General features: G+C 59.8%; 14 protein-coding genes. 6 read left to right on the forward strand and 8 right to left on the reverse strand.

Going from position 1 to position 15741, the window contains the following annotated elements; genetic code table 11:
• Positions 1-244 precede the first annotated feature (244 nt).
• Together ACJ8HA_RS14815 and mdtD are read left to right on the forward strand one after the other, a co-directional pair.
• The gene (locus ACJ8HA_RS14815; RefSeq protein WP_033636503.1) at positions 245-934 is read left to right on the forward strand and encodes a FadR/GntR family transcriptional regulator; all 690 of its coding nucleotides are present in this window, start codon (positions 245-247) and stop codon (positions 932-934) included.
• A gap of 67 nt (positions 935-1001) precedes the next feature.
• On the forward strand, positions 1002-2417 hold the full coding sequence (gene mdtD / locus ACJ8HA_RS14820; RefSeq protein ID WP_099816895.1) for a multidrug transporter subunit MdtD: 1416 nt from the start codon (positions 1002-1004) through the stop codon (positions 2415-2417).
• On the opposite strand, the gene rbsR is transcribed toward mdtD, so the two are convergent.
• The 7 genes from rbsR to kup all read right to left on the reverse strand — a co-directional run bounded on the left by rbsR (position 2414) and on the right by kup (position 10266).
• Positions 2414-3415, reverse strand: coding sequence for a ribose operon transcriptional repressor RbsR (gene rbsR / locus ACJ8HA_RS14825; RefSeq protein WP_025304727.1), 1002 nt, complete (start codon positions 3413-3415; stop codon positions 2414-2416). The two genes, mdtD and rbsR, sit on opposite strands and share 4 nt — an antisense overlap.
• A gap of 4 nt (positions 3416-3419) precedes the next feature.
• On the reverse strand, positions 3420-4346 hold the full coding sequence (rbsK, locus tag ACJ8HA_RS14830) for a ribokinase (protein WP_060434936.1): 927 nt from the start codon (positions 4344-4346) through the stop codon (positions 3420-3422).
• 61 nt (positions 4347-4407) lie between these two features.
• The gene (gene rbsB / locus ACJ8HA_RS14835; RefSeq protein ID WP_025304729.1) at positions 4408-5295 is read right to left on the reverse strand and encodes a ribose ABC transporter substrate-binding protein RbsB; all 888 of its coding nucleotides are present in this window, start codon (positions 5293-5295) and stop codon (positions 4408-4410) included.
• A 24-nt stretch (positions 5296-5319) separates the two neighbouring features.
• Positions 5320-6288 (reverse strand): ribose ABC transporter permease, encoded by a 969-nt coding sequence (rbsC, locus tag ACJ8HA_RS14840; RefSeq protein ID WP_025304730.1) that lies wholly within the window; start codon positions 6286-6288, stop codon positions 5320-5322.
• Between the two features lie 6 nt (positions 6289-6294).
• On the reverse strand, positions 6295-7800 hold the full coding sequence (rbsA, locus tag ACJ8HA_RS14845; protein ID WP_043140703.1) for a ribose ABC transporter ATP-binding protein RbsA: 1506 nt from the start codon (positions 7798-7800) through the stop codon (positions 6295-6297).
• Positions 7801-7807: 7 nt separating this feature from the next.
• Positions 7808-8227 carry a D-ribose pyranase gene (gene rbsD, locus ACJ8HA_RS14850; RefSeq protein ID WP_033645162.1) on the reverse strand — a complete coding sequence of 140 codons (420 nt, stop codon included), beginning with the start codon at positions 8225-8227 and terminating at the stop codon, positions 7808-7810.
• A gap of 170 nt (positions 8228-8397) precedes the next feature.
• The gene (gene kup / locus ACJ8HA_RS14855; RefSeq protein WP_015379467.1) at positions 8398-10266 is read right to left on the reverse strand and encodes a low affinity potassium transporter Kup; all 1869 of its coding nucleotides are present in this window, start codon (positions 10264-10266) and stop codon (positions 8398-8400) included.
• A gap of 283 nt (positions 10267-10549) precedes the next feature.
• Between kup and ravA the strand changes: the two genes are divergently transcribed.
• Both ravA and viaA read left to right on the forward strand, forming a co-directional pair.
• Positions 10550-12058 (forward strand): ATPase RavA, encoded by a 1509-nt coding sequence (gene ravA / locus ACJ8HA_RS14860; RefSeq protein ID WP_442515388.1) that lies wholly within the window; start codon positions 10550-10552, stop codon positions 12056-12058.
• A gap of 2 nt (positions 12059-12060) precedes the next feature.
• Complete coding sequence (viaA, locus tag ACJ8HA_RS14865) at positions 12061-13524, forward strand: ATPase RavA stimulator ViaA (RefSeq protein WP_004933781.1); 1464 nt, start codon at positions 12061-12063, stop codon at positions 13522-13524.
• A gap of 4 nt (positions 13525-13528) precedes the next feature.
• Here the strand turns inward: viaA and asnA are convergent, their stop codons facing one another.
• Complete coding sequence (gene asnA, locus ACJ8HA_RS14870) at positions 13529-14521, reverse strand: aspartate--ammonia ligase (RefSeq protein ID WP_049207099.1); 993 nt, start codon at positions 14519-14521, stop codon at positions 13529-13531.
• A gap of 155 nt (positions 14522-14676) precedes the next feature.
• Here asnA and asnC point away from each other — a divergent pair, with 155 nt between their 5' ends.
• Positions 14677-15138, forward strand: coding sequence for a transcriptional regulator AsnC (gene asnC / locus ACJ8HA_RS14875; RefSeq protein ID WP_004933786.1), 462 nt, complete (start codon positions 14677-14679; stop codon positions 15136-15138).
• A gap of 100 nt (positions 15139-15238) precedes the next feature.
• Positions 15239-15679, forward strand: a complete 441-nt coding sequence (mioC, locus tag ACJ8HA_RS14880) for an FMN-binding protein MioC (protein WP_060434928.1) — start codon at positions 15239-15241, stop codon at positions 15677-15679.
• Positions 15680-15741 lie beyond the last annotated feature (62 nt).

The raw sequence follows: 15741 nt of genomic DNA on the forward strand, positions 1-15741 counted from the left end.
ATTTCGCTTTTCTCTCGCTGACCCGGCGGCTTGTCAGTCGTTGTTCCCGGTCAGTGGAGGCGCATTATAGGGAGTTCTCGGCGGGCCGCAACCCCTAAATGCAAAAAACTTTTCAAGCGCGGATTTTTTCGGCAAAAGGGCGAAAAAGCGACGAATTTATGTCACTTTTTCAGGCAAACAGCCATAAAAGCTGGCGATCGCTGGAGTAAAATAGAAATAACGATGTCAGTAAGGACCCGCAGCCATGCCGTTAAATGCACAACAACAGGCCGCCCAACGCAATCTTTCTTATCTGCTTGCAGAGAAACTCGGCCAACAAATTCTGGCGGGCGATTATCAGGCCGGTAGCATCCTGCCCGGTGAAATGGAACTGGGCGAGCAATTCGGCGTCAGCCGCACCGCAGTACGCGAAGCGGTAAAGATGTTAGCCGCCAAAGGCATGTTGCTACCGCGCCCGCGCATCGGCACCCGCGTGATGCCGCAGAGCCAATGGAATTTCCTCGATCAGGATTTACTGACCTGGTGGATGACGCGGGAAAACTTCGATCAAGTGATGCAACACTTCCTTATCTTGCGCACCTCGCTGGAGCCACAGGCCTGTGCGTTGGCAGCAAACCACGCCAGCCCACAGCAAACCAAGCTGCTGGCGGAGCTGATGGCGGAAATGCGCGCGCTGCATACCCAGTTTGACCGCGAGCGCTGGATCCAGGTCGATACCCAATTCCACCAGCTCATCTATGAGGCCAGCGGCAACCCGTTCCTGACCTCGTTCGCCAACCTGTTCAGTTCGGTGTACCAAAGCTACTTCCGCGCCATCACCGGTAATGAAGTGATCAAGCTGCGCCATCATCAGGCTATCGTCGATGCGATACTCGCCGGGGACAGCGCCGGCGCGCTCGTCGCCTGCCAGGTGCTGCTGAAAGAGAAAGACTAGACACGCTCCCCGCTTATATATAGAAGAAAGAGACGAGGGACAGACGACCATTTAACCAGGACCGACCATGACCCAATCCGCGCGCAGTATGGCAGGGCTACCGTGGATCGCCGCAATGGCGTTCTTTATGCAGGCGCTGGACGCCACCATCCTCAACACGGCGCTACCGGCGATCGCCCAAAGCCTGGGGCGATCGCCGCTGGCGATGCAATCGGCCGTCATCAGCTACACGCTGACGGTGGCAATGCTGATCCCGGTCAGCGGCTGGCTGGCGGACCGCTTCGGCACCCGGCGCGTGTTCATCTTCGCCGTCACGCTATTCACCCTCGGCTCGCTGCTGTGCGCCCTCTCCCCCACGTTGAGCGCGCTGGTCGCCTCTCGCGTGCTGCAGGGCATCGGCGGCGCGATGATGATGCCGGTCGCGCGGTTGGCGCTGCTGCGCGCCTACCCGCGCAGCGAACTGCTGCCGGTGCTGAACTTCGTCACCATGCCCGGCCTGGTCGGGCCGATTCTGGGGCCGCTGCTGGGCGGGTGGCTGGTCACCTACGCCACCTGGCACTGGATTTTCCTGATCAATATCCCTATCGGCCTGCTCGGCATCTTCTATGCGCGCAAATACATGCCGGACTTCACCACGCCCAAACGCCGCTTCGATTTTCTTGGCTTCATGCTGTTCGGCCTAAGCCTGGTGCTGATCTCCACCGGGCTGGAGCTGTTTGGCGAGCGGGTACTGGCAAGCTACGTTTCGCTGGGTATTCTGCTCAGCGGCTTTGTGATGCTGTTCGGCTACATCGCGCACGCCCGCCGTCACCCTCAGCCGCTGATCGGTCTCGACCTGTTCAAAACCCGTACCTTCTCGGTCGGTATCGCTGGCAACGTCGCCTCCAGGCTGGGCACCGGCTGCGTGCCATTTTTAATGCCGCTCATGCTGCAGGTGGGATTCGGCTATACGGCGATCGTCGCCGGTTGCATGATGGCGCCAACCGCCATCGGCTCGCTGATGGCGAAATCCACCGTCACTCAGGTGCTGCGCTGGTTCGGCTACCGTAAAACGCTGGTCGGCATTACCGTTATCATCGGAGTGCTGATCGCCCAGTTCGCCCTGCAAAGCCCGGGCATGCCGCTGTGGCTGATGATCCTGCCGCTGTTCGTGCTGGGCATGGCGATGTCCACCCAGTTTACCGCCATGAACACCATCAGCCTGGCAGATTTGAACGACGCCAACGCCAGCGCCGGCAACAGCGTCCTGGCGGTCACCCAGCAGCTGTCCATCAGCTTCGGCGTGGCGATCAGCGCGGCGGTGCTGCGTTTTTACGAATCCCTGTCGTTAGGCACCATGATCGACCACTTCCATTACACCTTTATCACCATGGGGATCGTCACCGTGGCGTCGGCGCTGGTGTTTATGTTGCTGAGAAGGAAAGATGGCCGCAATTTGATCAGCGGCCAGGAAAGCAAGAAAGAAGCGAAGGTGGCGAGCTAACGGCGGCCCACCGAGGCGCGTTCCACCAGCTCGGGCGTCAGCACCAGCACCTGGGGCGCGCGCTCCGGGTTTTGCAGGCGGTTGATCAGCGCATCGATCGCCAGTTCGCCCAGCGAATCCTTCGGCTGATGAATGGTGCTCAGCGGCGGCGCCAGATAACGGGCCAACTCAATGTCATCGTAGCCCATCACCGCCATATCCTGCGGCACGGAAAGCCCGGCCTGATACAGCGCCTGATAAACGCCTACCGCCACCGCGTCGTTGCCAGCGAACACCGCATGCGGCGGCTCGTCCAGCGCCAGCAGTTGGCGCATGGCGTTTACCCCGCCCTCAAACTCAAAATCGCAATGCACTTCATACCCTGGCGAAACCGGCAATCCGGCGCGACGCATTGCGTTGCGATAGCCTTCCAGTCGGTGACGAGCGGTGGTTTTATCCTCCGGGCCAGCAATGCAGGCAATCTTGCGGTAGCCGCGGGCGATCAGATGATCGGTCGCCATCTCGCCGCCCAGCAGCGAGTTATCCTGAATAATGTCGTTAGCGCCCTCGAACGGCGCCCAGTCCATCATCACGATCGGCAATGACGGGTAGCGGCTCAGGGCATCTTGCGATGGCCGGTGGTTTTCGGTGCACATCAACAACAAACCGTCGACGCGCTTTTGCAGCAGCGTCTCCATGCTGCGGTTCATGCGCGCGGCGTCTTCTTCGGTATTGCACAGGATTAAACTGTAGCCACGTTCATAGCAGCTGCGCTCCACGCCGCGCACCACTTCGGCATAAAACGGGTTGTTGCTGGCGGTCACCAGCATGCCGATGGTGCGCGTCTGATTGAGCTTCAGGCTGCGCGCCAGCGCAGAAGGCGCATAGTTCAGCTGTTCCACGGCCGCCATGACCTTGTCGCGCACGCTGTCGCTGACAAAACGATTATTGTTGACCACATGCGACACGGTAGAGGTTGAAACGCCCGCCAGGCGGGCGACATCTTTCATGGTGGCCAAAGGATCACCCCTGCTGCTGCAAGAAGGCGTCGATCTCTTCACGCCAGGGCACCGAAGGTTGCGCGCCGGGGCGGGTCACGGCGATCGCCGCCGCCGCATGGGCGAAACGCACCGCATCGGCCATGATCTTGCCTTCCAACAGGGCGGTCACCAGCGCACCGTTAAAGGTATCGCCGGCGGCGATGGTATCCACAGCTTGCACCTTAAAACCGGGCACCCGTTTGCCGTTGCCGTTTTCGCTCAGCCACACGCCGCGGCTACCGAGGGTGATGATCACCGTCGCGATGCCCTTGTCGTGCAGCGCCTGCGCCGCACGCGCCGCATCCGCTTCGTTGTCCACGGCGATGCCGGTCAGGCGCTGGGCTTCGGTTTCATTCGGGGTGATCATATCGATCATGCCCAGCAGCTCGTCCGGCAGCTCACGCGCCGGGGCCGGGTTGAGGATCACCTGCGTTTGATGTTGTTTCGCCAGGCGGGCGGCGGCGATCACCGTCTCCAGCGGCGACTCGAGCTGCATCAGCAGGGCATCGGCGTCGATCACTTTTTGTTGGTAGCGCGCCAGGTAATCCGGCGTTACCGCGGCGTTGGCGCCGGCATCGATGCCGATCACGTTCTCGCCTTCGGCGTTGACGAAGATCAGCGCCACGCCGGTGGTGGTGTCGGCGATGGCTTCAATCGGCTGGGTATCAATGCAATCGCTCGCCAGCTGCCGGCGGACACGTTCGCCGATATCGTCGGCGCCCACGCAGGCGATAAAGGCGATCTTCGCCCCGCTGCGCCCGGCCGCCACCGCCTGATTCGCGCCCTTGCCGCCAAACGCCACCTTATACTGTTTCCCGATCACCGTTTCGCCCGGGTGGGGGAACTGTTCAATATTGAGGATATGGTCGGCATTGATGCTGCCAAGAACCACCAGCTTACCTGTTTCCATCGCATTGATTCCTGAATTGCGCGCCATCGTAAACGCCCCGTTCCGATGGCGCTGGTATGACTTACTGAGTGACCAGTTTCAAATCGACCGGGATGGTCGCCGGCACTTTTTCGCCTTTCAGCACTTTATCGGCGGTTTCCACGCCGATCACGCCGATCTGATCGGGGCGCTGCGCCACCGTCGCCGCCAGCTTGCCGCCTTCGACCGCTTTCACGCCGTCAGCGGTGCCGTCGAAGCCTACCACGATCACGTCGGTTTTACCGGCGGTTTGCAGCGCGCGCAGCGCACCCAGCGCCATTTCATCGTTCTGGGCGAACACCGCCTGCACATCCGGGTGCGCGGTCAGCAGGTTCTGCATCACGTTCAGGCCCTTGGTGCGATCGAAATCGGCCGGCTGACTGGCCAACAGTTTGAATTTATTCTGATCCAGCGACTGCTTGAAGCCTTCACCGCGTTCACGCGCGGCAGAGGTGCCAGCGATGCCTTCCAGCTGAATCACCTTGGCATCGGCGCCCGCTTTCTTGGCGATGAAATCACCGGCCATTTTGCCGCCCACGCGGTTATCCGAAGCGATGTGGCTCACCACGTCACCCTTGCTCGCCACGCGGTCCAGCGTGATGACCGGGATCTTAGCCTGGTTGGCCATCTTGATGGCGTTACCCACCGCATCGGAGTCGGTCGGGTTGATCAACAGCAGCTTGGGCGCCCGCACCATCAGATCCTGCACGTTGGCCAGCTCTTTCGCCGGGTTGTTCTGGGAATCCAGCACCACCAGGTTGTAGCCCAGCTTGTTGGCCTCTTGCTGCGCGCCGTCCTTCATCGAGACGAAGAACGGGTTGTTGAGGGTGGACACCACCAGCGCGATGGTGTCTTTGGCCATGGCATTGGCGCTCAGGGTGGCGCTCAGCGCGATGGCGGAAGCTAAGGTTGCCAGTTTTTTCATTTTCATCATCGTGATTCCTGTAGGGGGAGGTTACTTGTTGCTTTTGTTATCTACCAGAACCGCCAGCAGTATCACCACTGCCTTCACGATCATTTGGTAGTAGGAAGAAACACCCAATAAATTCAGGCCGTTGTTCAGGAAGCCGAGGATCAGCGCCCCGATCAGCGTGCCGACGATGCGCCCCTTGCCGCCGGCCAGGCTGGTGCCGCCCAGCACCACGGCGGCGATGGCGTCCAGCTCATAGCCGGTGCCGGCGGTCGGCTGCGCCGACGACAGGCGCGCCACTTCGATCACCCCGGCCAGCGCCGCCAGCAGGCCGCACAGCGAGTAGACGATAATCTTCACTTTATCGACGCTGATGCCGGACAGGCGGGTCGCCGCTTCGTTGCCGCCCAGGGCATAAATATAGCGGCCCAGGCGCGTATGGTGCAGCATATACCAGGCGGCGATGAACACGATCGCCATGATCCAGATCGGCGTAGGCACGCCCAGCGGACGGCCGATGCCGAACCAGCCGAAGGTGTCGGCCACGTCGGTGAAACCGGTGTTGACCGGGCTACCGTTGGTGTACACCATGGTGACGCCGCGCAGCAGCAGCATCATCACCAGCGTGGCGATAAAGGCCTGCACTTTGCCTTTGGCGACGATCACCCCGGTGCAGGCGCCAATCGCAGCGCCCAGCGCCAATGCCGCCGCCACCGCCACCAGCGCGTTGACCTCAAAGCCGACGATCGACGCCGCCACCGCGCCGGTCAGGGCCAACAGCGATCCTACCGACAGATCGATGCCGGACGTGAGGATCACCAGCGTCATCCCCACCGCCATGATGGCGTTCACCGAAGTCTGCTGCAGAATATTGAACAGGTTGTTCAGGGTGAAGAAGTTCGGGCTCATGGAAGAGACCACGGCGATCAGCACCAGCAGCGCAATCAACGACTTCTGCTCTAACAGCCACTCTTTACTGAACCAGCGCTTGGCTGCGATAGTCTGGGAACTCATATCTGATTACTCCTGCTTTACGCCGTATTGCTTGCCGACGGCTGCCGCCATCAACGCTTCCTGGGTGGCCTGTTCAATCGGGAACTCGCCGCTGAGATGCCCTTCGTGCATCACCAGAATGCGATCGCTCATGCCCATCACCTCCGGCATTTCCGAAGACACCAGAATGATGCTCAGCCCTTCCTGCTTGAACTGGTTGATTAACTGATAGATCTCTTTTTTGGCGCCGACGTCGACGCCGCGCGTCGGCTCATCGAGGATCAGCACTTTCGGCCGGGTCATCAGGCCGCGGGCGATCGCCACTTTTTGCTGGTTGCCGCCGGAAAGCAGGCCGATCGACTGCTCCATCGACGGCGTTTTGATATTGAACAGGCGGATGAAATCCCCCACCGCCTGCCGCTCATCGGCCTGTTTCAGGCTGCCGTCGGCGCGGCTGAAGTAGCGCAGCGCGGTCAGAGACATGTTTTCCTTTACCGACATGCCCAGCACCAGGCCGTCGCGCTTACGGTCTTCCGAGATATAGACGATGCCGTTCGCCAACCCGTCCTGCGGCGAGTGGGTGACCACGTCGCGGCCGTCCAGGCTGACGGTGCCGGCCTTACGCGGCGCGGCGCCGTACAGGATCTTCATCAATTCAGTGCGCCCGGCGCCCATCAGCCCGGCCACGCCGAGGATCTCGCCGCGGTACAGCGTAAAGCTGACGTCTTCAACGCCGGGTCCGGAAAGGTGGCTGACGTCCAGCCGCTTTTCCCCGCGCGGCAAATCAAGGCGCGGGTATTGTTCTTCCAGCTTGCGGCCGACCATCATCTCTATCAGCGAATCTTCCTGCAGCTCGCTCACCGGCCGCTCGGCGATGAACTGCCCGTCGCGGAACACGGTCACGTCGTCGCAGATTTCAAAAATCTCTTTCAGGCGGTGCGAGATATACACGATGCCGCGCCCTTCGGCCTTCAGCTCGTTGATCACCTTGAACAGCGAGGCGGTTTCGGTGTCGGTCAGCGCATCGGTCGGTTCGTCCATGATGATCACTTTCGATTCGAAGCTCAGTACCTTGGCGATCTCCACCATCTGCTGATCGCCGATCGACAGCTCCCCCACCAGCCGGTGGCTGCTGTAGCGCAGGTTGAGGCGCGCCAACAAGCGATCGGCCTCGGCGTACATGCGCTTCCAGTCAATGCGGCCGAAACGGTTGACGAACTCGCGGCCGAGGAAGATGTTTTCCGCAATCGTCAGCTGCGGGATCAGGTTCAGCTCCTGATGAATAATGCCGATGCCCGCTTCCTGCGAATCCTTAGGCCCGTTGAATACCACCTCTTTACCGAGAAAATACTGACTGCCGGCGTCTTTCTGGTAGATGCCGGTCAGCACTTTCATCATGGTGGACTTTCCGGCGCCGTTTTCCCCCACCAGCGCCATCACCTTGCCGGGATAAACGCTGAGAGCGGCGCCGGAAAGCGCCTTCACGCCGGGAAAGGCTTTATCAATCCCTTTCAGTTGCAGTAAAGGTTGCATAAACGCCTCAGAAAGTTACGCCTGCGCACAGGATCACGTTCGCGTAAGGCGAACACTCCCCACTGCGGATCACCGCCCGGCTGTGCTCGGTTTGCGCTTTAAACGCCTGATGGCTGATATAACGCACGCCGATGGTATTGCCCTGGCGTTGGCCCAGTGCGGTCAGTTCCGCCAACAATGCCTCGTGGAGCGACGGATTTTGTTTCACGATTTCTTCCGCCAGGATGGCGCTTTCTACCTGCATCTCTTGCGTGACCGCCGCGAACACCTGCATGAAGGTCGGCACGCCCTGCGTCAGCGCCAGATCGATGCGCTGCGTCGCCGCCGGTATCGGCAAACCCGCATCGCACAAGGTGAGCTGATCGGTATGCCCCAGCCGGGCAATCACGGCAGACACGTCGGAATTCAGTAATACGCCTTTTTTCATCTTCTCACTCCGCTAGCGAAACGTTTCGCTCTCTGGAGGAGTTTAAAAAAACGGCAGGGGAAGGCAACCGGGACAATGCAGAAGTGTGATCGCTATCGAAACGTTTCGTTCGCGCGTGGAAAAAGTGCAAACAAAAGGGGCTCAGCCATGCTGAGCCCCTGTCAGACGGGTTAGATCTCGACCTGCGTGCCGAGCTCGATGACCCGGTTCGGCGGGATCTCAAACTGATCCGGCGCCCGCAGCGCGTTGCGGCTCAGAGCGACGAACAGCTTGCCGCGCAGGTAGAGGTACCATGGCCGCTTGGTGAGGATCAGCGATTCATGGGACATGAAGAACGACGTCTCCGACATGCGGCACGGCAACCCTTCCAGCCCGCAGCGGTGGAACACTTCCTCCACGTTCGGCGTTTCGCGCCAGCCGTAGCTGGCCACCACCCGCCAGAAGGTCGGCGACAGCTGCTCGATGGTCACCCGGCGCACGTTGTGCACGTAAGGCGCATCCTCGGTGCGCAGCGTCAGCAGCACCACGCGCTCATGCAGCACCTTATTGTGTTTCAGGTTATGCAACAGCGCAAAAGGAATGACATTGGTGGCGCGCGACAAGAAGACCGCGGTGCCCGGCACCCGTACCGGCGGCGATTTCTCCAGCGAGGCAATCATCGCCTCCAGCGAGTTGCCGTGTTCGTGCAGGCGGCGCAACAGGCGGAAACGCTCGCTCTTCCAGGTAGTCATAATGATGAACATTACCAGCGCCAGGGTCAGCGGCAGCCAGCCGCCGGAGAACAGCTTCAGGGCGTTGGCGGAGAACATCGGCACGTCGATGATCAGCAAGATGGTTACGATGCCGATCGCCAGGAAGCGGTTCCAGTGCCAGTTATTAATCGCCACCGAAGTGACCAGAATGCTGGTCAGCACCATGGTGCCGGTGACGGCGATGCCATAAGCCGCCGCCAGGTTGCTGGAGTGCTCGAACCCGATGATCACCAGCACCACCGAGATGTACAGCGTCCAGTTGATCACCGGAATGTAGATCTGGCCAGATTCCATTTCCGAGGTGTGAATGATGCGCATCGGCGAAAGATAGCCCAGGCGCACCGCCTGGCGGGTCAGCGAGAAGACGCCGGAAATCACCGCCTGCGAAGCGATAACCGTCGCCAGAGTCGCCAAAATCAGCAGCGGGATCAGCGCCCAGTCGGGCGCCAGCAGGAAGAACGGGTTTTTGATCGCCTCAGGGTTTTTCAGCAGCAGCGCCCCCTGCCCGAAGTAATTGAGCACCAGCGAAGGCAGCACCACGGTGAACCAGGCCAGGCGGATCGGGAACTTGCCGAAGTGCCCCATGTCGGCATACAGCGCCTCAACGCCGGTGATAGACAGCACCACCGCCCCCAGCGCGAAGAACGACACCTTCTTATATTCCATAAAGAAGTTGAGCGCCCATTTGGGATTCAGCGCCTGCAGCACTTCCGGGTTCGAAATGATGCTGCGCGCGCCCAGCACCGCCAACACGATGAACCACAGCAGCATTACCGGGGCGAACAGCTTGCCGACGCTGCCGGTGCCGTGTTTTTGGATAACGAACAGCAGGGTCAGCACCAGAATCGAGAGCGGGACGATATAGGCGTCGAGCGCAGGCGCGGCGATTTCCAACCCCTCTATCGCCGACATCACCGAGATCGCCGGGGTGATCACCACCTCGCCATAGAAGAAGCTGCCGCCGATCAGGCCCAGTATCACCAGCACTGCGGTGGTGCGCGCCGAGGTATTTCGCCCGGCCAGCGACATCAGCGTCAAAATGCCGCCTTCGCCGGCGTTGTCCGCCCGCATCACGTAGGTAAGATATTTGAGGGAAACGATCACGATCAGCATCCAGAAAATCAGCGACAGGAAGCCGAAAACCACGTCTGGACGAACATCGAAGCCGTAATGGCCGGAGAAACACTCTCTCAACGTATAGAGAGGACTGGTGCCGATATCACCGTAGACCACGCCGATGGCAGCCAGGGTTACCGCCGATAGGGACTGCTTATGCTCTGCGCTCATAATTCGTTTCTTTATCAGAACATCCGTTAGCGATGCATCCGCATCAGGCAAAATACGGGCTCAAAGATCCGTCACGCCCACCAGAAAGCCGCACAGTATGCACCATTTATACGGCTTGCCTACCCTTATATCAGAGCCGAAAAATAAACAAAATGTGAACCGGATATCCGGCACAACTGAGAAAAATATTACTAATCAATGAGCTATACCATTAAAAATAATGGTGGTTTATCATCGGATTATCGACCAAGATTGGCTAACTCTCGGACAATGCGACGATTATATGACGCCATCATCCCTTCTGGCAGAACGAATTTCCCGCCTCAGCAGCGCGCTGGAGAGCGGCCTTTATGAGCGGCAAGAGGCAATCCGCCTGTGCCTGCTGGCGGCACTGAGCGGCGAAAGCGTATTCTTGCTCGGCCCGCCCGGCATCGCCAAGAGCCTGATCGCGCGCCGGCTGAAGTTTGCCTTCCGCAACGCCCGCTCCTTTGAATACCTGATGACGCGCTTTTCCACGCCGGAAGAGGTCTTCGGCCCGCTCTCGATTCAGGCGCTGAAAGACGAAGGGCGCTATCAGCGCCTGACCGCCGGCTATCTGCCGGAAGCGGAGATCGTGTTTCTGGACGAGATCTGGAAGGCCGGCCCGGCGATCCTCAACACCCTGCTGACGGCGATCAACGAACGGCGCTTTCGCAACGGCAACAGCGAAGAACCGATCCCGCTGCGCCTGCTGGTCACCGCCTCCAACGAACTGCCCGAAGCGGACAACAGCCTCGAAGCCTTATATGACCGTATGCTTATCCGCCTGTGGCTGGACAAGGTGCAGGATAAACAGAATTTCCGCTCGCTGCTGGTCAACCGCCAGAGCGAAAGCCAAAACCCGGTGCCGGCGGCGCTGAGCATCAGCGACGAAGAGTTTCTGCAGTGGCAACCGCAGATCGACAAGGTGGCGCTGCCGGAAGCCTGCTTTGAGCTGATTTTCCAGCTGCGTCAGCGGCTGGACGCGCTGGAGCAGGCGCCATACGTCTCCGATCGGCGCTGGAAAAAAGCCCTGCGTCTGCTGCAGGCCTGCGCCTTCTTCAGCGGGCGCGATGCCATCGCCCCGCTCGACCTGATGCTATTGAAAGACTGCCTGTGGCACGATCTCACCTCGCTGAAGCTGCTGCAACAGCAGATCGATCAGCTGCTGACCGAGTCGGCCTATCAGCAGCAGTCGATGCTGATCCAGTTGCAACAGATCCATACCCGCTGGCTGCAGGACCAGCAGCAGCAAAGCGATCGGCAGGCCATCAGCCTGGTGAAAAAGGGCGGCATGTTCAGCCGCAAACCGCAATATGCGCCGGCCACGCCGTTCGCCGGCGGCACCCTCACCCTGCTGCTGCAAAAACCGCTGCAGCTGCATGACATTCAGGTCAACCATCTGAGCATTGAGAGCAGCGTGCTGGATAACTGGCTGCAAAAAGGCGGCGACGTGCGCGCCAAGCTGAACGGCATTGGCTTCGCGCAGCCGATCGATTTGAACGTCGATGACCAACTGCACCTGACGGTGCTGGACGTCAGCCGCCAACCTTCGCTGCTGGCGCTGCCGGGCAAACAGGCCACCGCCACGCCGCAGGCGCTGCTGGATGAAATGGACGCATTGGCCCAGCGCCTGGCGGAGCAGCGCCGCGCCTTCAGCCAACATCAGCCCTGTCTGTTCACGCCCGCCGCCGGCCTGGCCAAGATCGAAGCCAGTCTGCTGCAAGTGGCGGAACAGGTTAAACAGCAACAGCAGCAAATGCGCGGCCAGTAACCATGCTCAGTCTGGAGACGCTCGATCTGCTGCTGGCGATCACCGAAGGCGAGATGATCGAGGAGATGATCGTCGGCATGCTGGCGGCGCCGCAGCTGTCGGTGTTCTTTAAAAAGTTTCCGGCCCTTCGCCGGGCGCTGGATCGCGATCTGCCACGCTGGAAACTGCAGCTCAAGGAGCGTCTGCAGGAGGCTATGGTGCCGCCGGCGCTGGCGCAGGAGTTTTACCGCTACCAGCAGTGCCAGCTGGAGAACAACACCCAGTTCTATCACAACCTCAATGACACGATGGAGCTGCTGCGTCAGCTGGTCTCGCCGTTTTATGAACAGGCACGCGCGCTGGTGGACGCCGCCGATCTGCCCAACCACCCGCTGGACGACAGCTTCCAAACCCTGTTCTTGCAGCGCTGGCGCATCAGCCTGACGCTGCAGGCCACCATGCTGCACCACCAGTTGCTGGAACAAGAGCGCGAGCAGCTGATGGCGGAACTGCAGGAGCGCCTGGCGCTGAGCGGCGCGCTGGAGCCGCTGCTGTCGGAAAACGACACCGCCGCCGGCAGGCTGTGGGACATGAGCAAAGGCCAGCTGCAGCGCGGCGATTACCAGCGGCTGGTGGAGTATGGAAACTTTTTGCAGCAGCAGCCGGAGCTGAAAAAGCTGGCGCAGCAGCTGGGCCGCAGCTATCAGGCCAAGGCGGTGCAGCAACAGGACGCGCAGCCGGAGCCGTTCAGGGTCATGGTGCAGGTGCCGGCCACGCTGCCGGAAGAAGTGAGCGGCATTCATCAGAGCGACGACATCCTGCGTCTGCTGCCGCCGGAGCTGGCGACGCTGGGGATTGAAGAGCTGGAATTCGAGTTTTATCGCCGTCTGTTGGAAAAGCGACTGCTGAGCTACCGTCTGCAGGGCGACGTCTGGCAGGAACAGATCCTGATCCGTCAGGTCACCCACCAGCAGCAGGATCAGCAGCCGCGCGGGCCGTTTATCGTCTGCGTGGACACCTCAGGATCGATGGGCGGCTTCAACGAACAGTGCGCCAAGGCGTTCTGTCTGGCGCTGCTGCGCATTGCGCTGGCGGACAACCGCCGCTGCTACATCATGCTGTTCGCCAACCAGATCGTGCATTACGAACTCACCGCCGCCAGCGGCATCGAGCAGGCCGTGCGTTTTCTCGGTCAGCAGTTTCGCGGCGGCACCGATCTGGCGGCCTGCTTGAACGCCACCGTCACCAAAATGGCGGAGAGTGGCTGGTTCGACGCCGATGCGGTGATCATTTCCGATTTTATCGCCCAGCGGCTGCCGGAGGAGGTAATAAAGAAGGTGAAACAACAGCAGCAAAGCCACCAGCAGCGTTTCCATGCGGTGGCGATGTCCGCCTACGGCAAACCCGGCATCATGCGCATCTTCGATCATATCTGGCGCTTCGATACCGGGCTGAAAAGCAGGTTGATGCGCCGCTGGCGGCGCTAGGCGGTTAGAGCAGGCCTTCGACCGCGCCGCGCACTTCCGGCGACCACACGCCGCACTGCACCTGGCCGATATGCGACAGCTGCAACAGCAGCATCACCAAACGCGACTGACCGATGCCGCCGCCGATGGTCTGCGGCATATCGCCGCGCAGCAGCGACTGGTGCCATTCCAGCTTCATGCGCTCTTCGTCGCCGGTCAGCGCCAGCTGATGTTTCAGCGCCGCGGCGTCGACGCGGATGCCCATGGAAGACAGCTCGAAAGCGTCCTGCAGCACCGGGTTCCACACCACGATATCGCCGTTCAGGCCCGCCAGGCCATCCGCCGTCGGCGTGGTCCAGTCATCATAATCCGGCGCCCGCACATCGTGCGATTTGCCGTGCGACAGCTTGCCGCCGATGCCGATCAGGAACACCGCGCCCAGCTCTTTGGCGATCGCCCGCTCACGCCCTTTGGCGTCCAGATCCGGATAGCGCTGCAGCAGGGTTTCGCTGTGCACGAAGTGGATCTGTTCCGGCAGAAACGGGGTCAGGCCATGCTCACGGCTGACTTCCGCTTCCGTCGCCTTGATCGCGGCGTAAATGCTGCGCACGGTACTTTTCAGGTAGTCCAGACCGCGCTCACCGTCGCCCATCACCCGCTCCCAGTCCCACTGATCGACGTACACCGAGTGGATTGGCGTCAGGCGGTCTTCATCCGGGCGCAGCGCCTTCATATGGGTATACAGGCCCTCGCCGGCGCCGAAATCGTAGCTGCCCAGGGTTTTGCGTTTCCATTTCGCCAGCGAATGCACCACTTCGAAGGTGGCGTCAGGCAGAGTTTTGACCTTAACCTGCACCGCTTTCTCGCTGCCGGAAAGGTTATCCTGCGTGCCGTCGCCCAGACGGCTGAGGATCGGCGCTTGCACTTCGATCAGGCCGAGCTGTTGCTCCAGCTGGCGGGAGAAGAAGGATTTGACCTGGCTGATTTGTTGTTGTTTTTGGATGAACTGTTTTTTCATTGCCGTATCTCTTGTAAACCTGTCTCTGTTGACATCGATTAAGCAACAAAATGACACGTCAATTCAATATCCATTAATCAATATTGCCTTTTCACTTTTAATCGTTCATTTTTACCCGGACAGAATTCAACAATCGTTAATTAATGGGGGATTAAATGGCGGAAATTTATCAGATCGATAATCTCGATCGCGGCATCCTCAACGCCCTGATGGACAATGCGCGCACACCGTACGCCGAACTGGCGAAAAACTTCGCCGTCAGCCCCGGCACCATTCATGTGCGGGTGGAGAAGATGAAACAGGCCGGGATCATCACCGGCGCGCGCATCGACGTCAGCCCCAAACAACTGGGCTACGACGTGTGCTGCTTTATCGGCATCATATTAAAGAGCGCCAAGGACTACCCTTCGGCGCTGAAGAAGCTGGAAAGCCTGGAAGAAGTGGTAGAAGCCTATTACACCACCGGCCACTACAGCGTCTTTATTAAGGTAATGTGCCGATCGATCGACGCGTTGCAACAGGTACTTATCAACAAGATCCAGACCATCGACGAGATCCAGTCTACCGAAACGCTGATCTCGCTGCAGAACCCCATTATGCGCACCATCGTGCCGTAACCCGTCAAATTGCATACCCACATTATCCACAGGTAGATCCCAGCCGATTCACAGCGTACAATGCAGCCACTTTGAGTGAGAAGGTTGGGATCGTTGGTTCATGGCAGACATTACTCTGATCAGTGGCAGTACGCTTGGCAGCGCCGAATACGTGGCTGAACATTTGGCTGAAAAACTGGAAGACGCGGGTTTCTCTACCGAGATGCTGCACGGCCCTGAACTGGATGAACTGCCGTTGACCGGCCGCTGGCTGGTGGTCTCTTCCACGCACGGCGCCGGCGAACTGCCGGATAACCTTCAGCCGCTGTTGGAACAGATCGCAGATCAGCAGCCGGATCTTTCCGAGGTGCAGTTCGGCGCCGTCGGTTTGGGCAGTTCGGAATACGACACCTTCTGCGGCGCGATCAAACAGATCGACGATCTGTTGATCGCCAGAGGCGCTAAAAGGATCGGCGATCGTCTCGAGATCGACGTGACCGAGCATGAAATTCCCGAGGATCCGGCCGAGGAATGGGTAAAAACCTGGATTAATTTACTCTAATTCGTCTAAAGATCGCGCGAACGATTGTGGATAACTAAGCTTAAAAGCAGGGTAAAAGCCGT

It is taken from the genome of Serratia sp. CY33802, from assembly GCF_052169095.1.
Taxonomy (GTDB): domain Bacteria; phylum Pseudomonadota; class Gammaproteobacteria; order Enterobacterales; family Enterobacteriaceae; genus Serratia; species Serratia bockelmannii.